General features: G+C 45.1%; 25 protein-coding genes. 7 read left to right on the top strand and 18 right to left on the bottom strand.

What is annotated here, in order from left to right:
- The first annotated feature begins 390 nt into the window (after nucleotides 1-390).
- Both C9I43_RS06500 and ilvN read left to right on the top strand, forming a co-directional pair.
- Nucleotides 391-2109 (top strand): acetolactate synthase 3 large subunit, encoded by a 1719-nt coding sequence (locus tag C9I43_RS06500; RefSeq protein ID WP_076500325.1) that lies wholly within the window; start codon nucleotides 391-393, stop codon nucleotides 2107-2109.
- Complete coding sequence (gene ilvN, locus C9I43_RS06495) at nucleotides 2109-2603, top strand: acetolactate synthase small subunit (RefSeq protein ID WP_076500323.1); 495 nt, start codon at nucleotides 2109-2111, stop codon at nucleotides 2601-2603. Before C9I43_RS06500 ends, ilvN begins: the two co-directional genes overlap by 1 nt.
- 102 nt (nucleotides 2604-2705) lie before the next feature.
- Here ilvN and C9I43_RS06490 read toward each other — a convergent pair whose 3' ends face one another.
- From C9I43_RS06490 to trmJ, 13 genes are all read right to left on the bottom strand, one after another.
- Nucleotides 2706-3149 (bottom strand): Hsp20 family protein, encoded by a 444-nt coding sequence (locus C9I43_RS06490; protein WP_076500321.1) that lies wholly within the window; start codon nucleotides 3147-3149, stop codon nucleotides 2706-2708.
- 236 nt (nucleotides 3150-3385) lie between these two features.
- A complete protein-coding gene (gene ndk, locus C9I43_RS06485) occupies nucleotides 3386-3817 on the bottom strand; it encodes a nucleoside-diphosphate kinase (protein WP_076500319.1) in 432 nt (143 codons plus the stop codon).
- Between the two features lie 198 nt (nucleotides 3818-4015).
- Nucleotides 4016-4183, bottom strand: coding sequence for a hypothetical protein (locus C9I43_RS18880; protein WP_181317859.1), 168 nt, complete (start codon nucleotides 4181-4183; stop codon nucleotides 4016-4018).
- A 324-nt stretch (nucleotides 4184-4507) separates the two neighbouring features.
- Complete coding sequence (rimK, locus tag C9I43_RS06480; protein ID WP_107882804.1) at nucleotides 4508-5413, bottom strand: 30S ribosomal protein S6--L-glutamate ligase; 906 nt, start codon at nucleotides 5411-5413, stop codon at nucleotides 4508-4510.
- A 157-nt stretch (nucleotides 5414-5570) separates the two neighbouring features.
- Nucleotides 5571-5909: an ISC system 2Fe-2S type ferredoxin gene (gene fdx, locus C9I43_RS06475; protein ID WP_076500317.1), complete on the bottom strand. Its 339-nt coding sequence runs from the start codon at nucleotides 5907-5909 to the stop codon at nucleotides 5571-5573.
- A gap of 8 nt (nucleotides 5910-5917) precedes the next feature.
- On the bottom strand, nucleotides 5918-7780 hold the full coding sequence (gene hscA / locus C9I43_RS06470) for a Fe-S protein assembly chaperone HscA (protein WP_107882802.1): 1863 nt from the start codon (nucleotides 7778-7780) through the stop codon (nucleotides 5918-5920).
- A gap of 67 nt (nucleotides 7781-7847) precedes the next feature.
- A complete protein-coding gene (hscB, locus tag C9I43_RS06465) occupies nucleotides 7848-8372 on the bottom strand; it encodes a co-chaperone HscB (protein WP_076500313.1) in 525 nt (174 codons plus the stop codon).
- Nucleotides 8373-8388: 16 nt separating this feature from the next.
- Nucleotides 8389-8712 (bottom strand): iron-sulfur cluster assembly protein IscA, encoded by a 324-nt coding sequence (iscA, locus tag C9I43_RS06460; protein WP_076500311.1) that lies wholly within the window; start codon nucleotides 8710-8712, stop codon nucleotides 8389-8391.
- A 14-nt stretch (nucleotides 8713-8726) separates the two neighbouring features.
- On the bottom strand, nucleotides 8727-9110 hold the full coding sequence (gene iscU / locus C9I43_RS06455; protein WP_006081856.1) for a Fe-S cluster assembly scaffold IscU: 384 nt from the start codon (nucleotides 9108-9110) through the stop codon (nucleotides 8727-8729).
- Between the two features lie 37 nt (nucleotides 9111-9147).
- Nucleotides 9148-10362: an IscS subfamily cysteine desulfurase gene (locus C9I43_RS06450; protein WP_107882800.1), complete on the bottom strand. Its 1215-nt coding sequence runs from the start codon at nucleotides 10360-10362 to the stop codon at nucleotides 9148-9150.
- Between the two features lie 80 nt (nucleotides 10363-10442).
- The gene (gene iscR / locus C9I43_RS06445) at nucleotides 10443-10904 is read right to left on the bottom strand and encodes a Fe-S cluster assembly transcriptional regulator IscR (RefSeq protein WP_076500307.1); all 462 of its coding nucleotides are present in this window, start codon (nucleotides 10902-10904) and stop codon (nucleotides 10443-10445) included.
- A 387-nt stretch (nucleotides 10905-11291) separates the two neighbouring features.
- Nucleotides 11292-12113 (bottom strand): serine O-acetyltransferase, encoded by an 822-nt coding sequence (gene cysE, locus C9I43_RS06440; RefSeq protein WP_076500305.1) that lies wholly within the window; start codon nucleotides 12111-12113, stop codon nucleotides 11292-11294.
- A gap of 53 nt (nucleotides 12114-12166) precedes the next feature.
- Nucleotides 12167-12895: a tRNA (cytosine(32)/uridine(32)-2'-O)-methyltransferase TrmJ gene (gene trmJ / locus C9I43_RS06435; RefSeq protein ID WP_107882798.1), complete on the bottom strand. Its 729-nt coding sequence runs from the start codon at nucleotides 12893-12895 to the stop codon at nucleotides 12167-12169.
- Between the two features lie 152 nt (nucleotides 12896-13047).
- Between trmJ and suhB the strand changes: the two genes are divergently transcribed.
- The gene (gene suhB, locus C9I43_RS06430) at nucleotides 13048-13851 is read left to right on the top strand and encodes an inositol-1-monophosphatase (RefSeq protein ID WP_076500301.1); all 804 of its coding nucleotides are present in this window, start codon (nucleotides 13048-13050) and stop codon (nucleotides 13849-13851) included.
- Between the two features lie 287 nt (nucleotides 13852-14138).
- On the opposite strand, the gene lolE is transcribed toward suhB, so the two are convergent.
- The 3 genes from lolE to C9I43_RS06415 all read right to left on the bottom strand — a co-directional run bounded on the left by lolE (nucleotide 14139) and on the right by C9I43_RS06415 (nucleotide 17435).
- Entirely contained in the window at nucleotides 14139-15389 is a 1251-nt protein-coding gene (gene lolE / locus C9I43_RS06425; RefSeq protein ID WP_107882796.1) for a lipoprotein-releasing ABC transporter permease subunit LolE, read from the bottom strand.
- Nucleotides 15386-16081 (bottom strand): lipoprotein-releasing ABC transporter ATP-binding protein LolD, encoded by a 696-nt coding sequence (gene lolD / locus C9I43_RS06420; protein ID WP_107882794.1) that lies wholly within the window; start codon nucleotides 16079-16081, stop codon nucleotides 15386-15388. Before lolD ends, lolE begins: the two co-directional genes overlap by 4 nt.
- 121 nt (nucleotides 16082-16202) lie before the next feature.
- Nucleotides 16203-17435, bottom strand: a complete 1233-nt coding sequence (locus tag C9I43_RS06415; RefSeq protein WP_107882792.1) for a lipoprotein-releasing ABC transporter permease subunit — start codon at nucleotides 17433-17435, stop codon at nucleotides 16203-16205.
- A gap of 94 nt (nucleotides 17436-17529) precedes the next feature.
- On the opposite strand from C9I43_RS06415, the gene C9I43_RS06410 reads away from it, so the two are divergent.
- The 4 genes from C9I43_RS06410 (at nucleotide 17530) to hdhA (ending at nucleotide 24263) form a co-directional block, all read left to right on the top strand.
- A complete protein-coding gene (locus C9I43_RS06410; protein WP_107882790.1) occupies nucleotides 17530-18168 on the top strand; it encodes a hypothetical protein in 639 nt (212 codons plus the stop codon).
- An 85-nt stretch (nucleotides 18169-18253) separates the two neighbouring features.
- A complete protein-coding gene (gene mfd / locus C9I43_RS06405) occupies nucleotides 18254-21742 on the top strand; it encodes a transcription-repair coupling factor (RefSeq protein ID WP_107882788.1) in 3489 nt (1162 codons plus the stop codon).
- Nucleotides 21742-22740 carry a peptidoglycan binding protein CsiV gene (locus C9I43_RS06400; RefSeq protein ID WP_107882786.1) on the top strand — a complete coding sequence of 333 codons (999 nt, stop codon included), beginning with the start codon at nucleotides 21742-21744 and terminating at the stop codon, nucleotides 22738-22740. Before mfd ends, C9I43_RS06400 begins: the two co-directional genes overlap by 1 nt.
- A 755-nt stretch (nucleotides 22741-23495) precedes the next feature.
- Nucleotides 23496-24263 (top strand): 7-alpha-hydroxysteroid dehydrogenase, encoded by a 768-nt coding sequence (gene hdhA, locus C9I43_RS06395; RefSeq protein ID WP_076500293.1) that lies wholly within the window; start codon nucleotides 23496-23498, stop codon nucleotides 24261-24263.
- 91 nt (nucleotides 24264-24354) lie between these two features.
- On the opposite strand, the gene ycfP is transcribed toward hdhA, so the two are convergent.
- The gene (gene ycfP / locus C9I43_RS06390) at nucleotides 24355-24894 is read right to left on the bottom strand and encodes an alpha/beta hydrolase YcfP (protein ID WP_076500292.1); all 540 of its coding nucleotides are present in this window, start codon (nucleotides 24892-24894) and stop codon (nucleotides 24355-24357) included.
- Nucleotides 24895-24971: 77 nt separating this feature from the next.
- A complete protein-coding gene (gene nagZ, locus C9I43_RS06385; RefSeq protein WP_107882784.1) occupies nucleotides 24972-26000 on the bottom strand; it encodes a beta-N-acetylhexosaminidase in 1029 nt (342 codons plus the stop codon).
- Nucleotides 26001-26336: the final 336 nt, after the last annotated feature.

The following is a 26336-nucleotide window of genomic DNA, read 5'->3' as shown; positions in this document are numbered from 1 at the left end:
AGCCTCCTTATTTAGCACTTCACACCGGAATGGCACTTTATAGTGCCTTTTTATTAATAACACATATAACCAATTGAAAATAAACAATAAAAATATCATTCACTTAACTTCACTTGTCTCTTCCTGCCCATTATCGAGCCATTCAAACATGAAATTGTTTCAAGTTAGTTAATTTTTGGATAAAAGACTTGAGTTGTGGCTATTTTTGAATAAGATGAAATTCTGTTCATTGCAACAGTTGCTGCCCCTAAGGGGGAATCACGGGTCTTCAACGAAGTCAGTGCGGCAATTTGTAGTCTGGATTACCGTTCAGGCTTAATTTTAGAGCGATTACCGTCGCTGTAACAAGATACTGTTTACCGTAACGGTACTATGCAATAGGAGTTTCACATGGAGATGTTATCCGGCGCCAGCATGATAGTGCGTTCTTTGATTGATGAAGGCGTACAACATATATTCGGTTATCCTGGCGGTTCAGTTTTAGATATCTATGATGCCCTGCACGTTATCCCCGGTATTGAACATATTCTCGTCCGTCACGAACAAGCTGCGGTACACATGGCCGATGGCTATGCCCGCGCAACGGGAAAAGTCGGCGTGGTATTAGTCACCTCAGGTCCAGGCGCCACCAACGCAATTACCGGTATTGCTACCGCCTATATGGATTCAGTTCCACTGGTGGTGTTATCGGGCCAAGTCCCAAGTAATCTTATCGGCAATGATGCTTTTCAAGAATGCGATATGATTGGTATTTCACGCCCCGTGGTAAAACACAGTTTTCTAGTCACTGATCCAACTGAAATTCCTGAAATTATTAAAAAAGCCTTTTATATTGCTTCCACGGGGCGTCCTGGTCCTGTCGTTGTCGACCTTCCCAAAGATTGTTTAAATCCGGCATTATTGCATGAATACTGTTACCCCAAGAGCGTCAAAATGCGCTCGTATAATCCAACCACCGTTGGCCATAAAGGCCAAATTCGTCGTGGTCTACAAGCCCTATTAGCGGCTAAAAAACCGGTACTTTATGTTGGTGGTGGTGCAATTATCTCAGGCTGTGATAAACAGATTTTGCAGTTGGCTGAGAGACTGAATATTCCCGTAGTTAGCACGTTAATGGGGCTTGGCGCCTTTCCAAGTACCCACAAAAACAGTTTAGGCATGCTAGGAATGCATGGTCGCTATGAAGCTAACATGGCGATGCATAACTGCGATTTAATTTTTGGTATCGGCGTACGTTTTGATGATAGAACCACCAATAATGTGGAAAAATATTGTCCGAATGCGACCATTTTGCACATCGATATTGACCCATCATCTATTTCTAAAACTATCCAGGTGGATATTCCTATTGTAGGCTCAGCCGACAGCATCTTAGACAGCATGCTAATGCTGTTAAATGAATCGAACGAACACAACGACAGCGAAGCGATTGCGACTTGGTGGACTGACATTGAGCAATGGCGTAGCCGCGATTGCCTGGCATACGACAAAAAAAGCGGACGCATTAAGCCACAACAAGTGATTGAAACCCTATACAAGCTGACCAATGGCGATGCCTATGTTGCCTCTGATGTTGGCCAGCATCAGATGTTTGCCGCTTTGTATTATCCGTTCGATAAGCCGCGTCGCTGGATAAACTCTGGTGGTTTAGGCACGATGGGATTTGGCCTACCCGCGGCAATGGGCGTAAAAATGGCGATGCCCGATGCCACCGTGGTATGTGTCACCGGCGATGGCTCAATCCAGATGAATATTCAAGAATTATCTACTGCGCTGCAATATGATACCCCGGTTAAAATTATCAACTTAAACAATCGCTTTCTTGGTATGGTTAAACAGTGGCAGGACATGATTTACTCAGGTCGTCACTCACATTCCTATATGGATTCAGTGCCAAACTTCGCCAAAATTGCCGAAGCATATGGCCACGTAGGCATGACGATCAGCGATCCAGCCGAACTTGAATCAAAAATGGCTGAAGCACTGGCAATGAAAGACAAATTAGTCTTTATCGACATCATGGTGGATGAAACTGAGCACGTATACCCTATGCTGATCCGCGGTGGTGCGATGAATGAAATGTGGCTAACTAAGACGGAGAAATGCTAATGCGTCGAATTATATCTGTATTATTAGAAAACCAATCCGGCGCCCTTTCACGTGTGGTCGGTTTGTTTTCACAGCGCGGCTATAACATTGAAAGTTTAACCGTAGCACCTACGGATGATATCACCCTATCGCGCCTTAACATCACCGTTGTTGCCGATGAGACGGTACTAGAACAAATCGAAAAGCAGCTACATAAGTTAATTGATGTCTTAAAGGTATCAAATATCACCGAGTCTGCTTATATTGAGCGCGAATTAGCGCTGGTTAAAGTCCGTGCACCAGGTGAATTAAGGGAAGAAGTCAAACGCATGGCGGACATCTTCCGTGGTCAGATTGTTGATGTGACAGCCAATTTATATACCATCCAAATGGTAGGTACCTCAGAAAAACTCGATGCCTTTATTCATGCATTAGCTGAAGTCACAAAATTAGTTGAGGTTTCTCGCTCCGGTGTGGTGGGTCTCGCTCGCGGCGAAAAAGCAATGAAAGCATAACTTTAAAACGTATTTTCTAAAACTATCTTTTTAACGTAAACACTAAAAAATCAAGGGGAGCATAATGCTCCCCTTGATTTTACACGGCTATTACTGCGTCAATTATGACTGACTATCTAATAAGCGCGATGAGCTGATCTCAATCTTGCGTGGTTTTAATGCTTCAGGGATTTCACGTACAAGATCGATATTCAATAAACCATTTTCTAAACTTGCACCTAATACAGTCACATAATCAGCAAGTTGGAAGGTACGCTCAAAACCACGCTCAGCAATACCTTGGTACAAGTATTTACGTTCTGATTGGATTTCGGCTTTATTACCTTTGACTAATAATTTCTCCCCTTCACTACTAATCTCAAGTTCATCCATAGAGAATCCAGCTACGGCCATCGTTATCCTATAACGATTTTCACCTAATAATTCAATATTATATGGAGGATAACCTGTGTTGCCATTATTAGCGGCAGCATGCTCTGCCAATTGTGCTAAACGATCAAAACCAATGGCGCTGCGGTAAAGCGGAGTTAAATCATAGTTACGCATATTCATATCCTTGTCTTAAGCAATATGGAAGTTTGGCGGACAGTTTTCACAATGAAAATATATTAGGTCTCGCCGAGTTAAAGAGTCTGTCCTTGCGGCACAGACTTGATACTAAGATCCTCATAGAGCGATCCTGCAATAGATATAGGGACGGGAAATCACATTTCAAGCTATAAAATTAAAAATTTTCAATAAAAAAGGAGCCTAAAGGCTCCTTTTTTAATCTTAGTGTTAAATTAACGTGTGCGTGGGCACAGTTCTTCAGCACTAAAGAAGTAAGCAATTTCGCGTGCTGCAGATTCAACCGCATCAGAACCGTGAGCAGCGTTTTCGTCAATGCTTTCAGCAAAATCAGCACGGATAGTACCAGGTGCTGCTTGAGCTGGGTTAGTTGCACCTAAAATTTCACGGTGAGCTAAAACAGCATTTTCGCCTTCTAACACTTGGACCATGATTGGACCAGAAGTCATGAATGCAACAAGATCACCAAAGAAACCGCGCTCGCTATGCTCAGCATAGAAACCTTCAGCTTGTTCTTTTGTTAGGTGAAGCATTTTTGCTGCAACGATCTGTAGACCTGCAGTTTCAAAACGATTGTAGATAGCACCAATGTGGTTTTTTGCAACAGCATCTGGCTTAATTATAGAAAATGTGCGTTCGATCGCCATGAAGAGCTTCCTTTAGTGAGCAAGTTTAAAAAATTCGCGCGGATTATACGAAATTTAAACGCTAAATCCTATCTTTATAGCCAATTAGTCTGAGATTTTATGTTCATTTGCCTTATTGATAATCAGTTTACGCATACACATGACCCTCACTAGGATTAAAAAACCTTAGCGAGGAATACAAACTCATTAAAAATAAGCTTATTTTCTATTCTTGGCCCACATACCCGCCCACACAACCAGAGCCACTAAGATGACTGCGGGAGCAAGATCTAGCAAGTGATGGAATAAACCTACACCGCCATGGCCTGGGTGAGCCCAAACCATGGAGGGAGCAAGTGCGCATAACAATATCAGCAAAATTTTCATGTGGACATCCTTGAGTTTGCGACAGCGATAATAACGTAAATAATCTAAAATACTTAACCTAGTTATAACAAGGTACAAGATCCACTGACAGTGAACATGACAGTGATCAAATTATTACTATATATCGATTGCGGCTCCGCAAAATCGTGAGATGCATCACTTCAAATAATCTTCTAAAAGACACTTTGACTCATCTTAAAATATGCCCACCAATGAAGTTAGACTATGTTGCTTCAACCCTATTGGCATAACTGAACAATAAAGCGCTCCATCAGAAAATGCATCAGTGTTGATATGACATAATCAATACTCAAGGACAAAATATCACCCCTGCGCTTGAGTGACTTTTTTCACTTTAATTGCATTTTTTTCCACAAAATCAATGATAGCATCCGCCACATCTTTCGTGGTCGCGCCTTCTATGCCCTCAAGCCCTGGAGATGAGTTAACTTCCATAATCACAGGTCCGTGGTTTGAACGCAGTAAATCAACACCTGCCACATTCAATCCCATGGTCTTAGCCGCACGGATAGCGACTGAGCGTTCTTCTGGGGTTAATTTAACTAAACTTGCCGTGCCACCACGATGCAAATTAGAGCGAAATTCACCGGGCATCGCTTGGCGTTTCATGGCGGCAATGACTTTATCACCAAGCACAAAACAACGAATATCGGCACCATTGGCTTCTTTGATATATTCCTGCACCATGATGTTGGCTTTAAGGCCCATAAAGGCTTCAATAACACTCTCTGCCGCTTTACGTGTCTCAGCTAATACCACACCAATCCCTTGGGTGCCTTCGAGTAGCTTGATGACTAACGGCGCCCCACCCACCATATCAATTAAGTCTGGGATATCACTCGGCTTATTCGCAAAACCTGTGATGGGTAAACCAATGCCGCGACGTGACATCAGCTGCATAGATCGCAATTTGTCACGTGAGCGCGAGATCCCAACCGAATCATTTAGGGCATACACACCCATCATCTCAAACTGGCGCAATACTGCGGAGCCATAAAAAGTAATTGATGCGCCAATACGAGGAATAACCGCATCAAATGCAGGTAGCTCGCGCCCACCGATATGGATACTCGATTGCCGCATGTTGATATTCATATAACATTCTAAGGGATTAATTACATGTACTTCATGACCACGTAATTGAGCAGCTTCAACGAGTCGCTTTGTTGAATATAACTCAGGCCCTTGCGATAAGATCGCTATTCTCATTCAGGTCTCCGGCAACCATTAATTTTGAGCGCATAATACGCCTGCGCAGGGATAAATCAAACATCTATACCCATAGACAAGATTAGTTGCGCAAATGCTCAACGCCAAAAGTAAAAAACCAGTCGCTTGGACTGGTTTTCATCATACTACAACACAATTAATTGCCTTCGCTGACCATATTAACTGTGTATTTAGGAATTTCAATCACCATGTCACTATCAACTACTTTAGCCTGGCAAGATAGACGGCTTTCGGGCTCTAACCCCCATGCTTTATCAAGCATGTCATCTTCAAGTTCATCACTTGGCTCAAGATCGTTAAAACCTTCACGGACGATACAGTGGCAAGTAGTGCAAGCGCAGGACTTTTCACACGCATGCTCGATATTAATGCCGTTACGCAGCGCTACATCGAGAATTGTCTCACCAACGTTTGCCTCAAGTACTGCACCATCAGGGCACAATTCAGCATGGGGAAGAAAGACTAACTGGGGCATCGTATCACCTATATATTGTCGATCGATTGGCCTTTAAATGCCACTCGAATAGAATTGTCCATACGTCTGGCAGCAAAATCTTGGGTTTGCTCATCCAGTGTTTCAATTGCGTGTTTAATCGCATCGGCATCATCACCCGTGGCAACTTGTGCTACATGAGTCATGGTAGCCTCAATCAGCTCACGCTCATCGGCATTAAGCAAATCACCATCTTTGGCTAATGCAGCCTGTAAAGATTCGAGCACTCTGGCTGCTTCAACCTGCTGCTCGGCAAGCATACGACGGCCAATATCATCCTTGGCATACTTCATCGAATCTTTCAGCATTGTGGCGATTTCGGTGTCGGATAAGCCAAAAGACGGCTTAACTTGGATACTAGATTGCACGCCTGTAGATTTTTCCATCGCAGTAACGCTCAGTAAACCATCGGCATCCACTTGAAACGTGACCCGAATATGTGCAGCACCTGCAGCCAATGGCGGAATACCTTTTAGGGTAAAACGCGCTAGCGAGCGGCAATCATCAACGAGTTCACGTTCGCCCTGCACGACATGGAATGCCATCGCGGTTTGACCATCTTTAAAAGTGGTAAACTCCTGCGCGCGTGCAACCGGAATAGTGGTATTACGCGACACCACTTTTTCCACTAAACCGCCCATAGTCTCAATGCCTAACGACAGCGGGATCACATCGAGCAATAGCAAATCAGATTCAGGTTTATTACCAACTAAAATATCAGCTTGAATTGCTGCACCAATCGCCACAACACGATCGGGATCGATTGACGTTAGCGGCGGTTTACCAAAGAAAGCTTCAACTTGTTCACGCACTAATGGCACCCGCGTTGAACCGCCAACCATTACCGTTTCAAGCACTTCATCTGCGCTCACGCCCGCATCACGCAGCGTACGGCGACAGCAGGCGATGGTTTTTTTCACTAACGCCGCAATCAAAGCATCAAACTCAGCTTTAGTGACAGTTTGCGCCAGCACTTTGCCATCGGCGAGCGTCACTTTCGCTTCAGTTTGAGCCGCATCAGTTAAAGCTTCTTTCACTCGGCGCGACTCAATCAACAGTTGACGGCTTAATTGCGGATCTATGTTTTTAAGCTGCCAAACTTGTTGCATATGGGCTTGCAGTAAATGATCAAAATCATCGCCGCCAAGGGCTGAATCGCCGCCAGTGGCCAATACTTCAAACACACCACGATTTAAACGTAAAATCGAAATATCAAAAGTACCACCACCCAAGTCATAGATGGCAATCACACCCTCTTGCTTAGAGTCTAAACCGTAGGCAATGGCAGCAGCGGTTGGCTCATTTAATAGGCGTAACACTTTAACACCCAGTAAAGCTGCAGCATCTTTAGTGCCTTGGCGCTGGGCGTCATCAAAATAAGCCGGTACTGTGATCACCACGCCTTGCAGCTCGCCACCTAAGGTTTTTTCAGCACGGGCGATGAGTGGACGCAGAATTTCCGCAGACACTTGCACCGGATTAACTTGGCCTTGAGGGGTCACAAATAAAGGTAAGCCGTTTTCGCTAGCGGCAAATTCATAGGGGAGTGATTGTTCGCCTGCTTGAATATCCGCAAGGCTACGTCCCATAAAACGCTTAACCGAAACAATCGTATTTTGTGGATCTTGCGCCGAGCTCTGAGCCGCAAGGGCGCCAACTTCAACGGTATCTTGGGTATAACGCACGATAGAAGGTAATGAATGCTGTCCAAATTCGTCCGGCAGGGTTGCCGTCTCACCACTTCGAACCGCTGCCACTAAAGAATTAGTGGTACCTAAGTCGATGCCAACGGCAAGTCTATGTTGGTGCGGCGCGGCACTCTGTCCGGGCTCAGCTATCTGCAAAAGGGCCATATATATCCAACTTAGTAATGCCGACCCAAGCACGCTTGAGTCAGCAAGATAACGTAAACACGTAAAATTAATCTAACAGCGCGTCTTCAACTCTAGTTAATTCATCGTGTAATTTTGCCATAAATTTAAGTTTGCGAACTTGATCCGCCGCTAACAATGCATCTTCAGGCTGCTCGCTGCTTAACAATTGTGTCAATTGCTGAGTCAGTTGCGCGCGGTATTGTGCAAAAGATTGATATAGCTCATCGATGCTGGCTTGAGGATCGGCACTGTCGCGTATGTCTTCTAACGCTTCACGCCATTCCATCTGCTGCATTAAAAAAGCCGTATCTTTCACCGTGGTGGTTTCATGGCTTAATTCAATGCCGCGAAGGGACAACATGTGCTCGGCACGGCGAATAGGATCTTTTAAGGTTTGAAAACCATCATTGACTTGCGCAGTGCGTTGTACTGACAGCAATTTTTGCTGATCAGTATCATTAGCAAACTTATCGGGATGAACCGCCCGTTGCAGTTCGCGATAGCGTTCTGCAAGTAAGGCGGTATCAATATCGAAGGCAGGAGAGAATTTAAATAACTCGAAATAATTCATGCGTTAACTTTAGCAGTTAAACAGTGAAACTTTCACCGCAACCACACTCACCTTTTGCGTTAGGGTTGTTAAATTGAAAGCCTTCGTTCAGCCCTTCTTTAACAAAATCCAGCTCAATCCCTTGAAGATAAATCAGGCTCTTAGCATCAATAATGATTTTCACACCTTCGATATCAAAAACTTCATCGTCATCATTCAAAGAATCAACGAACTCAAGTACATATGCCATACCTGAACAGCCTGATGTTCTTAAGCCGAGACGCAGGCCTACGCCCTTGCCTCGGTTGACTAAGAAAGATCTGACACGATCGGCTGCCGCTGGGGTCATTGTAATCGCCATCTTAACTCCAGATGTTACTTAGCTTGTTTCGATTTATACTCGTCAATAGCTGCTTTAATGGCATCTTCCGCCAAAATTGAACAGTGGATTTTTACCGGTGGCAGTGCTAATTCTTCAGCGATATCAGTGTTCTTAATCGCCGCTGCTTGTTCGATAGTTTTGCCTTTTACCCATTCAGTCACCAGTGAGCTAGACGCAATGGCGCTACCACAACCGTAGGTTTTGAACTTAGCATCTTGAATAATGCCATCGGCACCGATTTTCAACTGCAATTTCATCACATCACCGCAAGCAGGTGCGCCTACCATACCGGTTACGACTGAAGGATCGTTTTTATCGAAAGAACCAACGTTACGTGGGTTCTCATAATGGTCTATCACTTTTTCACTGTAAGCCATGGTACTGCTCCAAAATTATCTATTGTAAAAGCCAGAATTAATGATGTGCCCACTGAACTTGGTTCAGATCGATTCCATCTTTAAACATTTCCCACAAAGGAGACATTTCTCTTAATTTATCAATAGATTGAGTAATAACTTCGATAGCGTGATCGATTTCTTCTTCCGTTGTGAAACGGCCAAGTGAGAAACGAATTGAGCTATGTGCCATTTCATCATTTAAACCAAGTGCACGTAATACGTAGCTAGGCTCTAAGCTGGCTGAAGTACAAGCCGAGCCCGATGAAACCGCTAAATCTTTCAGTGCCATCATTAACGACTCACCTTCAACATAATTGAAACTGACGTTGAGGCTACCGCAATGGCGTTGAGTCAAGTCACCGTTGATATAGGTTTCTTCAATGTGCTTGATGCCATTCCATAATTTGTCACGTAATAAGCCAATACGTGCGTTATCAGAGGCCATTTCTACTTTTGCAATAGCAGCCGCTTCACCTAAACCGACGATTTGATGCGTTGGTAATGTACCACTACGCATACCACGCTCATGACCACCACCGTGCATTTGCGCTTCTAAGCGAATGCGAGGTTTGCGGCGGACATATAGCGCACCAATTCCTTTAGGGCCATACATTTTGTGGCCAGAAATTGAGATCAAATCTACTTTAGTGGCTTGCACATCGATAGGCAGTTTACCTGCACTTTGCGCCGCATCCATATGGAAGATAATGCCTTTTGAACGACATAACTCACCGATGGCATCGATATCGTGGATCACGCCGATTTCATTGTTCACATGCATAATGCTGACAAGAATAGTGTCATCACGCATTGCCGCTTTTAAACGTTCCATTGGAATGATGCCGTTTGGTGCTGGCTCTAAGTAAGTGACTTCAAAACCTTCGCGCTCTAATTGACGGCAGGTATCGAGCACCGCTTTATGTTCAGTCTTGCTGGTAATGATGTGCTTACCTTTCTTGTTATAGAAATGAGCAACACCTTTAATCGCTAAGTTGTTAGATTCAGTCGCGCCAGAAGTAAACACAATTTCACGGTGATCAGCGTTAATTAACTCGGCAACTTGGTTGCGAGCAATATCTACCGCTTCTTCAGCTTGCCAGCCGTAACGGTGCGAACGTGAGGCGGGATTACCAAAAATGCCGTCCATTGTCATACATTGGAACATCTTTTCCGCGACTCTTGGATCAACAGGCGTGGTGGCGGCATAATCTAAATAGATAGGAAGCTTCATAACACACTCCGTACTGAGCAGTCTCTGGTGGAGGCTACATACAACGTACAAAAATTATTTTTATATATAACAAATCGTCTTTACAAACTGACTCTTTGTTCCTTTTGTATACTGTCCTGCTTAAGAGAGATAAATTGTACATCTCGCTTCTGCATCAAGCCGGCAAGACTGATACCATCTAAAAAATCTGAAATTTGTTTGCTTAAATCGCCCCAAAGTGAATGGGTTAAGCAGCGAGTTCCACTTTGACAATTGCCAAGTCCTTGGCAACGAGTCGCATCGACAGACTCATCAACAGCATGGACAACCATACCAACTGAAATATTACTAGCTTCTAAGCCTAAGCGATAACCACCGCCGGGCCCTCGTACACTGGCGACTAAGCCATGTTTTCTAAGCTTAGCAAAGAGTTGTTCAAGATAAGAAAGCGAAATGCCTTGTCTTTCAGAGATATCCGCTAAGGGAACGGGTCCCGATGCTGAGTGGATTGCCACATCTAGCATAGCGGTTACTGCATAACGACCTTTTGATGTCAGTTTCATAACTACTATCATAGCTCCCGAAAAGGTATGCTTCATTTCAAACAAGTATGCATTATTTCAACATACCCGAGTAAATCAGTCAAGTATTAAACCTACTAAAACACTCAGGTATTAAGCTTGTATTAATACCCTTTCATCTTGGTGGGGTATTTAACCTTTTTCCGGCCTAAGATTCAATGCTGAAAAGGCAATTTCTCGACATCCAGCACGATATCAACAACAACAAAAAGCGTGCAGAATGCGATGCAAGCTCTTAAAACACTAATCGAAACTGAGTTGGCTGTTACTTTATCTTGATCGAATCTTAACTAAACTTAGATAAACCTAAGCCAAAACTACGTCAAATTTGAGCTTGATAGCATTAGTTATAAACCCAGCTATATCACTTTAAATACTTGGGTCAAACTCATCTAAAGTATTTTCGCGCTTTTCGGCGGCCGCTTTTTCAGCATCATTAAACTCCCCCATATCAAGCTCAGGCAACCTCTCTGTGCAAACATTGCCACCCAGCCCTTGAATGGCTTGGCACAACTCTTGAACTTTAGAGTCCATTAAATGCATATGATCCAGCATCTGCCCTATCGCATTAGCAACCGGATCTGGGTTATCCGGTGATACTGCATACGCATCAAAGCCGTATTTCTTCGCCATTGCGCTGCGACGTTCAGTTTTCTCTTTCGATTGCGCTGACGGTGTTGCCACCACGCGCCCTGGAATACCGACAACAGTGGTATCTTTAGGCACATCTTTTACGATAACTGAGTTAGAACCGACACGGGCACCATCATGCATAGTAATAGGCCCGAGGATTTTTGCCCCCGCGCCGATGACCACGTTATTGGCTAGTGTTGGGTGGCGTTTACCCGCTTGCCATGTGGTACCGCCAAGCGTTACACCGTGATAAAGCGTGCAATCATCACCAATCTCAGCGGTTTCACCGATGACTACGCCCATACCATGGTCGATAAAAAAGCGATGACCAATGGTTGCACCAGGATGAATTTCAACCCCTGTTAGCCAACGGGAAAAAGTCGATAAACAACGTGCCGTTAAGCGCCAATCACGCTTCCATAGCTTATGGCTTATCCGATGCAACCAAATAGCATGCATGCCTGGATAGTTAACCAAGATCTCAAAGGCGCTGCGCGCCGCAGGATCACGGTGATATATAGATTCAATGTCTTCTTTTAGCCTAGCTATCACGCCCATTATTTATCCTTTGCGGTCATTCTGTACGGTAATTATTGATGATTAGGATTTGGCTATTTATCTTTAGAATTAGTGACCTTCTCAATTGACGTCAAAATACCCCTAAGGATATTCATTTCAGGGCTCTCAATCCGTGCGCGGCTAAATAAACGACGCAGTTTCATCATCACTTGTCCAGGATGATTCTTGATGATAAATCCAGTCGCTAGTAAGGTCGATTCAAGGTGGGCAAAAAAACGTTCCTGATCAGCGGCCAGCGGATACTCTGTTGGCTCCTCTTCTATCACTTCTTTTTGTGCCAGATGGGCAACGCGGGTTTCATAACAAATAATTTGTACCGCTTGCGCCAAATTGAGCGAGCTGTATTCAGGATTGGCCGGAATAGCTACATGATAAGTGCATTGTTGCAATTCTTCATTGCTTAACCCGTGGTTTTCACGGCCAAACACAATAGCAACAGGGCCGCTAAGTGCCTCGGTAGCTAACTTTACGCCCGCTTCTCTTGGCTCTAACATCGGCCAATCTAAGGTGCGGCTGCGCGCGCTGGTTGCAATAACTAAGCTGCAATCGGCTATCGCTTCAGCGAGTGAATCGACTTTTACAAGATGTTTAAGAATATCCGATGCACCCGCGGCTAAAGCGATGGAATGCCCATCAGGTTCAACACGCGGTTCGGCAAGATACAAATTAGACAAACCCATAGTCTTCATCGCTCTGGCGGTGGAACCAATATTGCCGGGGTGCGATGTCCCCACTAAAACCACTCGAATATTACTTAGCATGGAATAACTTAATTTAATTCATAAAACGTTGGGGACGAATATTATCACAGCCATTGCCGAATGCTTATATGAAAATCGGTATTTGATATAACTATCAAATCGAGTATAATGCCGCCCGCTATTTAACGTTCTTTAACATCCAGGGGATTGCAATGCATCCAATGCTGACGATTGCTGTACGCGCTGCCCGCGCGGCCGGCCAAAATATTATGCGCGCCTATACCGAACTTGATCGTATTGAAGTGAGTTCAAAAGGTATCAACGATTTTGTTACCAGTGTAGACAAGGAAGCAGAAGCGACAATTACTTACCAAATTCGTAAATCTTACCCTGATCACACTATTGTGGGTGAAGAGAAAGGCGAAAACCGCGGTAGTAATAACGACTATGTTTGGATAGTTGACCCTCTGGATGGCACTAACAACTTTGTTAGAGGCATTCCCCACTTCGCAATTTCTATCGCTCTGCAACACAAAGGTAAAACTGAAGTTGCGGTTGTTTACGATCCCGTTCGCGAAGAACTCTTTACCGCAGTCCGTGGTAAAGGCGCAAAGCTCAATGATTTCCGTCTGCGTGTGACCAATGTGAATGAACTTACCTCTACCATGATTGGTACAGGCTTCCCATTCAAGGCTCGTCAACACACTGAAACCTATATGGCTATTTTCGGCGAAGTCTTCGGCCAATGTGCCGATTTGCGTCGTGCAGGTTCTGCCGCATTAGATTTAGCCTATGTTGCCGCCGGTCGTTTAGATGGTTTCTTCGAAATTGGCTTAAAGCCATGGGACATCGCAGCTGGCGATCTTATTTGCCGTGAAGCGGGCGGTACTGTGACTGATTTTACTGGCAACCATAATTATTTGGTTTCTGGTAATATCGTTGCTGGCTCACCTAAAGTGACCACAGAATTAGTTAAAATCATGCGTCCATTATTGAACGAAGGTTTAAAGCGTTAATCTCTATCAACGCTTATCTTTAGATATCGCATAGATACTGATTAAACACGAAAAAGGCCAGTGGCAGTCTCTTCTAAGAGTGCTCACTGGCCTTTTTTTTTCTATCGCTTTAATGCCAAATCATTATCCAAACAGGAGGAGTACGTTACCGTAAATCAGCACTCTGATAGCCCCCTAATGATTGCCCCTGATTACACTTTGATTGCACTTTGATTGCACATTGAAAGCTTGTGCACTCAATTTAACACTCGTCTGTTAACAGGAACATTAACTCATTATCTTAAGTGTTACCTACCCGCTAATGCTTGTGCTGGCGCAATTTGACTGGCCTTCCAAGCAGGATAAAGCGTCGCGATTAAACTCATTATAAATGCCATCGCAATGACTAATACCGCATCAGAGCTATGTAACTCTGACGGCAAAAAGTCGACAAAGTACACATCGGCTGATAGTAGTTGAATACCCAATAACTGTTCAATCGTACTGGCAATCACACTTAAATTTAGCGCCACGCTAATCCCGATAATGCCGCCAAGACCGCAACCAAGCAGACCATTTAAGGCACCCTGCACCATAAAAATACCCATCACAGCAACACGGCTTAAGCCCATCGTCATCAAAATCGCAATCTCGGATGCTTTATCGCGCACTGCCATCACTAAGGTGGAGACGATATTAAAGCAGGCAACACCAATCACCAGCACTAACACTAAGTACATTACAGTACGAACTAACTGAATATCCTGATATAAATGCCCTTGGGTACGGGTCCAGTCACTGATATATACCGACTGTTTTTGTGCGTAACCGAGTTCGCGCACTTTAGCTGGCGCATCAAATACCTTATCAACACTAATACGCACGCCCGTGACGCCACTGTTTAAATTTAAAATTTGCGCTGCGTACTGCAGTGGAATATAAGCTGTAGTCAGTTCAAGCTCACCGCCGAGATGATAGGCACCAGACACTACAAAACGATGGCTTTTGGCCGCACGTAAACTGCCTGCAGTTTCTGGATCCATATCCTGCACATATAAAGCCAGCGTATCGCCAATCTCAAGCCCTAACTTAGTCAATAAACTCTGGCCAAGTACAATATTATTGCCATCTTGGCTCAGACTCTGCCAGCTGGTATCGCTCATAAATTGTGACAGAGTTGAAACCTTCATTTCCTCTTTCGGAAAGATCCCCACCACAGCTAAGCCTTGAAACCCACCAGGTTTTTGCACTAAACCTTGCATGCGGATAAAGGGCGCCGCGCCGCGAATACCTTCAATCTGTAGCGCGCCGTCAGCCACCTCTTGCCAGTTAGTAATCGGCTCATTCACCCCAACAATATCCGCCTGTGGCACTACGCCAAGTAATCTTTGCTCTAATTCGCGCTCAAAACCGTTCATCGCCGACAAAACGATGATTAATACCGCTACACCTAAAGCGATACCCGCAGTCGATGCGAAGGAAATAAAGCTGATAAAACTGTTGGCTTGGCGAGCGCGATAAAAACGCCAACCAATGGATAAGGCTAACGGGCCGTTCATACTTGGGTTTCCGCCGCTAATTGCAGAAAACCATTTTTCATCATCAATTGGCGATCCATGCGGGCAGCCAATTTATGATCATGAGTCACCACCACAAAGGCAGTTCCCAGCTGGTCGGCAAGCTCACGGATAAGCTCATACACCGCATCGCCACTATTTGCATCTAAGTTACCCGTTGGTTCATCGGCCAACACTAATTTAGGTTTATTAATCAAGGCTCTTGCAATAGCCACTCGTTGACGTTCGCCGCCCGATAACTCGGCAGGAATGTGCGTCAGGCGATGCCCCAGCCCAACGCGCTCCAGTAAGGCTTTCGCATCGGCAAGTGCCTGTTTGCGATCTTTCCCTTGAATAAACGCTGGCATTGCTACGTTTTCTAACGCGGTAAATTCAGGTAACAAATGGTGGAACTGATAGATAAAACCTAAATCCTGATTACGGATCTGTGCTTGGCGCGCACTCGATACTTGATATAAATCTTCGCCTAACAGCAACACTTTACCCGCGGTTGGCTCATCCAACGTGCCCATAATATGCAGCAGCGTACTTTTACCAGAGCCTGAGCTACCGACAATCGCCAACTGCTCGCCCTTAAACACTTGCAAATCGACATTAGACAACACTTGCGTGGTCACGGCGCCATCATGGTAACTCTTACTGACACTCTGCACTTGCAGTAACACGTCTTGCATTAAAGTTCTCTCTTAAACGGATTTTGGCATCGATAAATATAAATAAAATCAATGCGTAAAATAATTTTAATCTTACTAAACCATCATGCTAAATACCGACGGTTTGCAGATGTTGGCGTAGTTACTCGTATCTCAGCGCGGTTGCTGGTTGCACATTAGCAGCGCGCAGCGCGGGATATAAAGTGGCTAATAAGGTCACCAACAAAGTGCCTACCACAATCACAGACAACTGCATAAACTCCAGTTTCACTGGCAAGCTCTGCCCTACACCTAAAATTGAAATGCCTAAAGTCGTCATAATGCTATTCAGATTCAGGGTTATAAATATGCCTACCGCGAGCCCAAGCACTAAACCAAGTACGGCATTGAGCGTGCCTTGTACCACAAAAATGCCCATCACGGCGGGAGTAGTCACGCCTTGGGTTTTCAATACCGCCACATCGGTCGTTTTATCCACCACCATCATCACTAACGCCGAGACAATATTAAAAGCCGCTACTGCCACAATCAGACTCAGCATCAGCGACATCATATTTTTTTCCATTTTGACCGCGCCAAACAAGTGGCCATAGGTGTCACGCCAGTCACTGGTTGTTGCCTTAACACCTTGTTTAGCTAGAACATCCTGAACTTTAGGCGCTAAAGCTGGCGCGCTAAAGGGATCGGCTAAATAGAGCCTTAATTGATCGATGGCATCACTGGGTTGGCGCATTAAGCGTTTCGCATCTTGATAATGGATATACGCCACGCCAGCATCGACCTGCGATCCCATTTCAAAAATACCCGAGACTAAAAATTTACGTTGGCTCGGCACGGGGCCTAAGGGCGAATACACCACGCCATCGCCACTTAATAGCCGTATTGTATCTCCCGGGGCGACTTTAAGCTGTCTTGCCAGTTCAGCGCCTAAAATCACCTTGTAGTCGCCACTTTTTAGCTGTTCAAAAGCGCCTGAGTAAGTGTGCTGGGCCACAGAAGATAGTTCTTGTGCTAATTCGGGAAACACGCCATAAATTTGTACCGCACGAATATTCGCTGCCGATTGCACCATGGCCTGAGTCGACACGCTCGGCGTTACGCCTAGTACGCCCGGCAAAGCTTTAAGCGCACTCGCTTGCTCAGTCCAATCGACTAAGGGAACTTCGCTATAAATAGTTAATTGCGGCACTGCCCCTAAGATGCGTTGCTTCAGTTGGCCTTCAAGACCATTCATCACAGAGCTCACAACAATAAGCGCGGCAACGCCTAAAAAAATGCCCGAAACGGCAAATAAGGTAATAAACGACGCGAACGCGTTCGCTTTTCTGGCCCGCCAATAGCGGTAACCAATGTAGAAAGGAAATCCTGGATTCATTGAAAGAGGGTTGCGTCCTGTGTGCTGAACTTGCTAAATCATGAAGATGGGCACGATAATAGGGGTATTGGTCCTATAAATAAAGAGGCAAGCCTTGTTCACTGACCCCAATCCGTATTTTAGTGTGCCTCACCACTTCACAGCCTATTTAAGTCAATGGCCTAATTCCCAGCCATTACCCTCAGAAATGGCATTAAGATCAATGCAATCCTTGGGTATTCAGCTATTAAGTGAAGTTAAAACGCTCGAGGCTAACTGCCTGCTACAACTGCGTCATTTAGACAACGACGCAAAAGCCGTGGTGGACTTTCTAAAGCTACAATCACGTAAAGTCGATTTGGTACTACAACATGTATTAGAAAAAGAAACCCAAGAGGGTGAAAAATGCATTGGTAGTCAGTTCGGTGGTAGCGGCTTAAGGTTATTCACGCCATCAGCCTTGGCCATTGGCACCCATTATAAAATCACCCTATTTATTCACGACGAATTAGTGGCTATTTTGTGCTTTGGTAAAGTTGTTGCCACTCAGCCCATCACCGCCGTTCAATCACAGAACAATGAGCATAACATCAGCGCTGAGTCTGCTGCCAAGCCCTGTGATGCACAATGGCAAGCCGATGTTGAATTCAGTCAAATTCTCGAAGCCGATGTTGAACAGTTAGTCAAAGCCAGCCTTAATGTACAACAGAAACAACTCAAATTACGTAAACTCTCCCGAGACGAGCATCAATAGCCGTTGACTTTTCACTGGCACCTACGCTCTCAAGTCTCTACAATGTCAGCAACTTTTTGTGAATGAATCAGTTTATCGTACGCCAATGACTCACATATCAGCCCTAGCGCCGCCAGCCGTTAAAACTGGCACTCAAATTCAAACCTTGTCCACTGTGGGCGGGGTTTGCCAAGCTGTAACACTCGCCAGTTTAGCGCGTAAACATAAGGGGACGACCCTGGTTGTCACCAGTGATACGCCAAGCGCCTTAAGCTTAGAGCTAGAGCTGAGTTATTTGCTCAGTAAAACAGGGATTAAGGTCAGATTATTCCCTGACAGAGAAACCCTGCCCTACGACAGCTTTTCACCCCATCAGGATTTAATTTCCCAACGACTTGAAACACTGGCGCAGCTGTCTCAGATTGAGCAAAATATCGTTATCGTACCGGTTACGACCTTAATGATGCGCCTACCTCCTAAGGCCTATTTAAGTGCCAATGTGTTTGTGCTGAAGAAGGGCGACAACTACAAATTACACGATGTACGCCAGCATTTAACCGACACGGGTTACCATGCGGTTGAGCAAGTCTATGAACACGGTGAGTTTGCTATTCGCGGTTCGATTCTGGATATCTTCCCCACGGGCATGAATATGCCACTGCGTATCGAGTTATTCGACGAAGAAGTCGAAACCATTCGCCGTTTTGACCCAGAAACCCAACGTTCATTGCAACCGGTCGACTCTATTCGGTTATTACCCGCCAAGGAATTCCCCACCGATAGCGCAGCTATCGAAGGTTTTAGGCAACGATACCGTCGCCGTTTTGAGGTTATCGTTAAAGAACCTGAATCGGTTTATCAGTTAGTCAGCCGCAATTTAATGCCAGCAGGGATTGAAAACTACCTGCCACTATTTTTTGATGACACCGCCACCTTATTTGATTATTTGCCCAAGGACACACAATTAGTCACCTTAGGTGATATTGAAAAGTCGGCGCGCGCGCATTTACAAGAAGTCGAGCATCGCTATCAAGACAGACGCGTTGATCCACTGCGGCCATTACTTGCGCCTAAAGAGCTGTATTTACTCATCGAAGAGTTATTTGCCGCCTTTAAACCGCTGCCACGTTACCAAATGCAAGTGCCTACAGCCGATAGCCCTGTCACAAGCAAAGCGGCGATTATTGCCGCTAGCAACCTGCCCGATATCAGCGCCAACCATAAATTAAAGCAACCGCTACTCGCGCTGCAAGATTATGCCAGCAGCGCCAAACGCATGTTATTTAGCGCCGAGTCCGAGGGCCGCCGTGAGGCGTTACTTGAGTTACTCGCGAAAATTCAATTAAAACCTACGCTGTTTAGCCATTTTGATGAATTTATTCAAAGTGATGCCAAACTGGGCCTTATCGTGTCGCCGCTATCCCGCGGTTGTTTGCTGCAGATCAGCGCCAAAGAAAGCATCAGTATCATTTGTGAAACTGAGCTATTTGGCCATCGTATTTCTCAGCAACGCCGCCGTGAAAAACAGCGACAAATTAGCAACGATGCCCTGATTAAAAACTTAGCCGAACTCAAAGTCGGCCAGCCCATAGTGCATTTAGAGCACGGCGTGGCGCTATATAAAGGCTTAGTTACCTTAGACACCGGCGGACTTGTTGCCGAATACCTACAACTCGAATATGCCGGTGGCGATAAGCTCTATGTGCCAGTGTCTTCATTACATCTTATCAGCCGCTACAGTGTTGGCGCCGACGAAGACGCCCACTTAAATAAACTCGGCAACGAGACTTGGGCTAAAGCCAAGAAAAAAGCCATTGAAAAAATTCGCGACGTTGCGGCCGAGCTCCTCGATGTCTATGCTCGTCGCCAAGCGCGCCCTGGCGAAAGCTGCGCGATTGACGAAGAAGAATACGCCCAATTCGCTCGCGGTTTCCCCTTTGAAGAAACCGTCGACCAAGAAAGCGCTATTATTGCGGTGTTAGCCGATATGCAATCACCGACCGCAATGGACCGATTAGTCTGCGGCGATGTGGGCTTTGGTAAAACCGAAGTCGCCATGCGCGCCGCATTTGTGGCCGTCAATGCCGGCAAACAAGTGGTGGTGCTGGTTCCCACTACATTACTTGCACAGCAGCACTATGAAAACTTTAAAGACAGATTTGCCGACTGGCCAGTAGTCACCGAAGTGATGTCACGCTTTCGCACCGCCAAAGAGCAAACTCAAGTGCTACAGCAATTGGAAGAAGGCAAAGTGGATATCGTTATTGGTACCCACAAGTTATTGCAATCTGAGGCCAAATTTGAAAACTTAGGCCTACTGATCATCGACGAAGAACATCGATTTGGCGTGCGCCAAAAAGAGAAAATCAAAGCACTACGCGCTAACGTCGATATCTTAACGCTAACGGCAACGCCCATTCCGCGTACCTTAAACATGGCGATGTCGGGCATGCGCGATTTATCAATTATCGCTACCCCACCCGCCAAACGGTTAGCGGTAAAGACCTTTGTGCGTGAATCAGATCCTGCGACTGTGCGCGAGGCCATTTTGCGGGAGATTCTCCGTGGCGGCCAAGTCTATTACCTGCACAATAATGTTGAAAGTATCGAAGCATGTGCCCAAGGCATTATCGATTTACTGCCCGAGGCGCGAGTCGTCGTCGCCCACGGTCAAATGCGTGAGCGCGATCTTGAACGGGTGATGTCTGACTTTTATCATCAACGATTCAACGTATTAGTTTGTACCACTATTATCGAAACCGGTATCGACATCCCGAGTGCCAATACCATTATTATTGAGCGCGCCGATATGTTTGGTCTGGCGCAGTTACATCAATTACGTGGCCGCGTCGGGCGCTCGCACCACCAAGCCTATGCTTATTTGATGACGCCGCATCCAAAACGTATCACGCCAGATGCGCGTAAACGTTTAGAAGCGATTGGTGCACTTGAAGATCTTGGCGCAGGTTTTATGCTGGCGACCCAAGATTTAGAGATCCGCGGCGCAGGTGAACTCTTAGGTGATGAGCAAAGTGGCCATATTTCTAAAATTGGCTTTAGCTTGTACATGGAAATGCTCGAAGCGGCGGTCAAGGCCTTAAAACAAGGTAAAGAGCCATCGCTAGCGCAAATGTTGAATCAGCAATGCGAGATTGAACTGCGTATCCCCGCCCTGCTACCAGAAGCCTATGTAAGCGATGTCAACATTCGCCTATCGCTTTATAAACGCATTGCGGGCTGCGAAACACAGGCGGCGCTAGATGAGTTAAAAGTCGAATTAATTGACCGTTTTGGCTTATTGCCGGAACCTACACGCAACTTAATGGAAATGACCCTCTATAAACATGAGGCGACTCGCTTAGGGGCGACTAAAATCGAAGTGCACAGCAAAGGTGGTAGCATCGAATTTAGTGATGATCACATCATCGACCCGATGTTTATTATTGGATTACTCCAAAGCCAGCCACAAATCTATCGAATGGAAGGACCGAATAAGTTAAAGTTCAGCTTTGCGGCCGAAACCAGTAAAGACCGCCTCGCTTTAGTGAAACTTTTACTTGAACAATTATCGCAACATCGTCTTGGAGATAAATAGTGTTACGTAAACTCGCGGTCTCTATCGCTACACTCATTGCACTATCACACCATCAAGTCGCCCAAGCACAAGCTTGGTTTGAGGTTGAGGTCTATGTGTTTGAACGCCAAAGTCAGTCAACGGAACAATGGCCCGATGCGCCTATTAAGACTAAAGCCGATAACGCGATAGATTTAATTTCACCCGTCGTCGCGCAAGTGCTCACGCCGAGCGCAAACGTCTCGGCGCCTTGCACTTTGGTATTTGACGCCGATGCGAACAGCCACTGCGCAGAAACCTTAAATGACGTCACGGCATCTGAATCCACTGCCAATGCGCGTGCCCGAGAGTATCGCTACCCGTCAGTTATTCCGTCAGAAATCAGTAGCCCAGAGCCCAATTATGCTAGCGCCAATGGTAATCCAGTATTACTCACACGTAGCCAAGGCCAATTTGCCAGCATTATTAGCAGCATATCTCGTGAGCGAGGCACACGCAGTTTACTACACATGACTTGGCAACAACCTATGAGCGGTAAAAGCGGTTCAACACCAATACGATTATTTGCTGGTAAAGACTTTTCCAACACTTATCACTTTGATGGCCGAAAAATAGTTAAACAAAATCAGAGCGCGTCAACGCTCAGTACTGAAGGAATACCATTGTCTTCATCTGTGGTATCACCGGTATGGGAATTAGATGGCACACTGAATATCTACTTAAGCCATTATTTATATATTGAAACTGCGTTGAATTTACGCAAAGAAGGCCGAAAACTCATGCCCGTCATGCCAAGTGATGGAGCAGATACCAGCGCAGCACTCACAACGCCAAAAGTAATGACACCATTTTTAATGTCGATTCCTTTAGAGCAAAATCGCCGCGTGAAAAGTGAGGAAATCCATTATTTAGATCATCCCGAAATGGGTATGGTGATCCAAATACGTAAAATGGCGCAGCCCAGTGCCCAGCAACAAAGTCCGAATACCGAATCTATCCAAACGGTTGGGCAATACTGAGCGGGCATGTAATAGCGCAAACGCTTAAGTTAACACACTGTATTTTATCCTAAAAATTCATGGAATAAACAGTGCTGTTAACTTAAGACGCTGCGCTGGATAAATCGATAAGATAAATATCATCAGTTTCGCCTTCTTGTACCGTCACGGTTAATACCTCGAAATATGCCTCACAATCAGCCATGTATTAAGCTATTACTCGCAATATCGTCATCCTCACCATCCATGCTGTTTTCGAAACCTTGCCTTGGATTAAACTAAAAATATTAAACTAATCGAATTATATCCATCGTATTAAAAATGAATGCAAAAATACAAAGATCAGTGTTAATCGAGGGGCTTGTAGAAGAGGTGAGTAAATTAGCGGCAAAAAAAACAGCTAACTAGATTGCTGTTAGCTGTGTCGGGCGACATACGCAAAGGGATATCCATTTAATGGACAAATACATTACCAACCTGTATCACTTTGTTACAGGCCATTCAGATATGCCATCTCTACACAAAAAAACAATTACTTTCAAGCTTTTGAAAAATAAACGATTAATTTAACTCGATATCATACTTTTTACTGAAAATTGCCCTATTACCTTTCTATAGTGTTTGTCATGCCGCACTCTGTATACTCAAGAGACGCCACAATATTTCTCTTTAGCTTAGATTGGCAACACGGCCAATCACCTGTTAATAAATGGTCACCAAACTCATCAATTTAATACTTAAGCATCTGATTTTGCTCATCCTCTAAGGAGATAAACATGTATAACCCTAAAGACTTTACACTCAATGGAGACGTTGCCGTCATTACGGGCGCTGGCGCTGGCATTGGCCGCGCGATAGCAGAAACCTTTGCAGCAGCGGGCGCTGCCGTTATGGTCAGCGATCTAAAACAAGAGACGGCAAATGTCGTAGCACAAGCCATTATTGCCCAAGGAGGTAAAGCGGTTGCAATTGACTGTGATATCACTCAGGAAGATGATCTCACTCGCCTCGTGGCACAAACCATTAGCGAATTTGGTAAGCTCACTATTTTAGTGAGTAATGCTGGTGGCGGTGGGCCAAAGCCATTTGATATGCCAATGGCCGATTTCCGTCGCGCATTTGATTTGAATGTGTTTTCTTTATTCCGCCTCGCTCAAATTGCCGCACCAGCAATGGAAAAAGCGGGCGGAGGGTCCATCTTAGGGATTACCTCAATGGCAGGGGAAAATAAAAATGAACATATGGCCTCCTACGCGTCATCCAAAGCCGCAACCAACCATTTGATCCGTAATATTGCCTTTGATCTTGGCCCCAAAAATATTCGCGTGAACGGCATCGCCCCCGGTGCAACCCGCACGACCGCATTAGAATCGGTACTCACCGCTGAAATTGAACAACATATGCTAAAGAAAACCCCAATCCATCGATTAGGTGAGCCGCAAGATATGGCCAATGCGGCCTTATTTTTATCTTCTCCAGCGGCAAGTTGGATCAGTGGTCAAATTCTCACCGTGTCTGGTGGCGGTGTGCAGGAACTGGAGTAAATAACCCGTAAGCATTGTTGGAAAGTTGTTGAAGGGAGTTATTGGGTTTCGCACGTGGCGAGCGAAACCCAATACATTACAGAAACGATTACTATGCGGTTTTAAATTGGCTAATTTTCGGTAAGTGCGCGGCTAATTGTGGAAACTTATGTGGCTGAACAGTATCCCATTCAATCAAATAATACGGACTCAATTCGTTCGCAGACAGAGTGTTATCAGTGACCTCATCGTGCATCGACAAAATACACATGGCTTGATGTTGGTTTTTTAACCTAAACTCAGTTACGCACTTATTGGCAATATCGACATATTCCTCAGGTCGATCGATACAATCTTGCATGGTAAGTTCTGGATGCAAATTAGGATTGATCAACACAGACTTAAGCCCCGTCAAAAAGCCAATCCGCTCCGCCCAGTAGGCACCTAACCCCACTCCGACCATTAACGGCGCGGGATCATCGCTATGCTTCATTTGCTTAGCCACTTCCTTAAGCAATTGCTGCATATCGTGCTTGGGATGCAAAGTGCTGTAACTGACTAAACGTACATCAGGGTCAATAAACTGCAACTGACGCATTTTTTCGTGATTACCTGAGCTAGTGGCATCAAATCCATGAAGATACAAAATCATATCAGGCCTTTTAATCATTTTTAATAACGTGAATTAACTAACCCTAGCAAAAGTATTGTCTGATATCTTGCGCTACATCAAACTTTTACTTGTTGAGCTAAACAAATTTGCTCCGCAAGCTGTTTGGCATTTTCCCAGCGAGCCGTGTTATCAAGTGCTGCTGCCGTTTGGGCGGCATTAGGCTTAAGTAGACTTGCTGGATATTGCGGCGCGTTTGCAGGCCATGTAAAGCCATCGAGCAGTGACATTACGCCAGCATTATCATTACAGACCAAAATCATATCGCAGCCTGCAGCTAAGGCAGCGCTGGCCCTTGCACGGTAATCACCCGCAAAACCCGCACCTTGCATACCTAAATCGTCGGAGAAAATCACCCCGTTAAACCCGAGCTCTTTACGTAACACTTGTTTTAACCAGTACTGCGAAAAGCCTGCAGAGTTGGGGTCGACCTTAGGGTAAACCACGTGCGCTGGCATAACGCCTAATAACTTTTCTTTTGCAATCAGTTCTTTAAACGGCAAAATATCCTTTGAAAAAATCGCCTCGGCATCACGATCATCAATTGGTTTCTCGTAGTGAGAATCGGCCACCACACTGCCGTGTCCAGGGAAATGTTTACCCACAGCGCCCATCCCCGCTGCTGCCATCCCAGCAATAAAGCTTTCTGCCAATGCAATCACCTCGGCAGGCTCAGGGCTAAAACTGCGCTTGCCTATCACTTGGCTAACACCGTTTAAGTCTAATACTGGCGCAAAACTTAAATCGATATCACAGGCCAGTAATTCAATCGCCATTAAAAAGCCGAGTTCACAGGCCCAACGTTTTGCCAGTAGCATATCGCCTTTCGCTGCAGGTAAAATGTCGCCCATGGCTGGAATAAGAGTAAAGCCATCACGAAAACGTTGCACACGGCCGCCCTCGTGATCGACCGCTATCAGTATCTCAGGACGAATTTGGCGTATCTGCTGCACCAGACGACACAGTTGATCACGACTTGAAAAATTACGAGAAAATAAAATTAAACCGCCAACTTGTGGATGACGTAACATCTCAGATTCTGCTTCATTTACGTCTAATGCGAGTAGATCTAACATTAAATAACTCATACTTTCCCCTAATAATATTCATTTATACTCAAAAAATAGGCACTCACGTTATAAGCAGTCTACGCTCACAAAAAAGCTCAAAAAAGCGAAGTACCTACCCTTGTAGCGCCTTAAAAATCGGTATTATTACTCAAAAATGACTCGAGAATACGTTGCCAGTTAAGTTCAGCTTATGCGAACCATAACGAATTAAAAAAACTAATGTGAATTGTCACACTAATCTATGGGATACTGATAGTAGAGTATTACACAGGCACATCTTGCATGAAAGAGCGCCTCAATAGACCAGAGTGTTTGCAGCAGATTAACCCGCTTCAATTTATAGCGCGAGCAATC

The sequence above is a fragment of the Shewanella morhuae genome (assembly GCF_003028295.1).
Lineage (GTDB): Bacteria > Pseudomonadota > Gammaproteobacteria > Enterobacterales > Shewanellaceae > Shewanella > Shewanella morhuae.
The sequence above is the reverse complement of the archived record's forward strand: the minus strand, read 5'-3'. Positions and strand labels throughout refer to the sequence as shown.

Excerpts from the sequence above, each read along its gene's own strand:
- C9I43_RS06500 (WP_076500325.1), top strand. The coding sequence starts at position 391 with ATGGAGATGTTATCCGGCGCCAGCATGATAGTGCGTTCTTTGATTGAT.
- ilvN (WP_076500323.1), top strand. The coding sequence starts at position 2,109 with ATGCGTCGAATTATATCTGTATTATTAGAAAACCAATCCGGCGCCCTT.
- C9I43_RS06490 (WP_076500321.1), bottom strand. The coding sequence starts at position 3,149 with ATGCGTAACTATGATTTAACTCCGCTTTACCGCAGCGCCATTGGTTTT.
- ndk (WP_076500319.1), bottom strand. The coding sequence starts at position 3,817 with ATGGCGATCGAACGCACATTTTCTATAATTAAGCCAGATGCTGTTGCA.
- C9I43_RS18880 (WP_181317859.1), bottom strand. The coding sequence starts at position 4,183 with ATGAAAATTTTGCTGATATTGTTATGCGCACTTGCTCCCTCCATGGTT.
- rimK (WP_107882804.1), bottom strand. The coding sequence starts at position 5,413 with ATGAGAATAGCGATCTTATCGCAAGGGCCTGAGTTATATTCAACAAAG.
- fdx (WP_076500317.1), bottom strand. The coding sequence starts at position 5,909 with ATGCCCCAGTTAGTCTTTCTTCCCCATGCTGAATTGTGCCCTGATGGT.
- hscA (WP_107882802.1), bottom strand. The coding sequence starts at position 7,780 with ATGGCCCTTTTGCAGATAGCTGAGCCCGGACAGAGTGCCGCGCCGCAC.
- hscB (WP_076500313.1), bottom strand. The coding sequence starts at position 8,372 with ATGAATTATTTCGAGTTATTTAAATTCTCTCCTGCCTTCGATATTGAT.
- iscA (WP_076500311.1), bottom strand. The coding sequence starts at position 8,712 with ATGGCGATTACAATGACCCCAGCGGCAGCCGATCGTGTCAGATCTTTC.
- iscU (WP_006081856.1), bottom strand. The coding sequence starts at position 9,110 with ATGGCTTACAGTGAAAAAGTGATAGACCATTATGAGAACCCACGTAAC.
- C9I43_RS06450 (WP_107882800.1), bottom strand. The coding sequence starts at position 10,362 with ATGAAGCTTCCTATCTATTTAGATTATGCCGCCACCACGCCTGTTGAT.
- iscR (WP_076500307.1), bottom strand. The coding sequence starts at position 10,904 with ATGAAACTGACATCAAAAGGTCGTTATGCAGTAACCGCTATGCTAGAT.
- cysE (WP_076500305.1), bottom strand. The coding sequence starts at position 12,113 with ATGGGCGTGATAGCTAGGCTAAAAGAAGACATTGAATCTATATATCAC.
- trmJ (WP_107882798.1), bottom strand. The coding sequence starts at position 12,895 with ATGCTAAGTAATATTCGAGTGGTTTTAGTGGGGACATCGCACCCCGGC.
- suhB (WP_076500301.1), top strand. The coding sequence starts at position 13,048 with ATGCATCCAATGCTGACGATTGCTGTACGCGCTGCCCGCGCGGCCGGC.
- lolE (WP_107882796.1), bottom strand. The coding sequence starts at position 15,389 with ATGAACGGCCCGTTAGCCTTATCCATTGGTTGGCGTTTTTATCGCGCT.
- lolD (WP_107882794.1), bottom strand. The coding sequence starts at position 16,081 with ATGCAAGACGTGTTACTGCAAGTGCAGAGTGTCAGTAAGAGTTACCAT.
- C9I43_RS06415 (WP_107882792.1), bottom strand. The coding sequence starts at position 17,435 with ATGAATCCAGGATTTCCTTTCTACATTGGTTACCGCTATTGGCGGGCC.
- mfd (WP_107882788.1), top strand. The coding sequence starts at position 18,254 with ATGACTCACATATCAGCCCTAGCGCCGCCAGCCGTTAAAACTGGCACT.
- hdhA (WP_076500293.1), top strand. The coding sequence starts at position 23,496 with ATGTATAACCCTAAAGACTTTACACTCAATGGAGACGTTGCCGTCATT.
- ycfP (WP_076500292.1), bottom strand. The coding sequence starts at position 24,894 with ATGATTTTGTATCTTCATGGATTTGATGCCACTAGCTCAGGTAATCAC.
- nagZ (WP_107882784.1), bottom strand. The coding sequence starts at position 26,000 with ATGAGTTATTTAATGTTAGATCTACTCGCATTAGACGTAAATGAAGCA.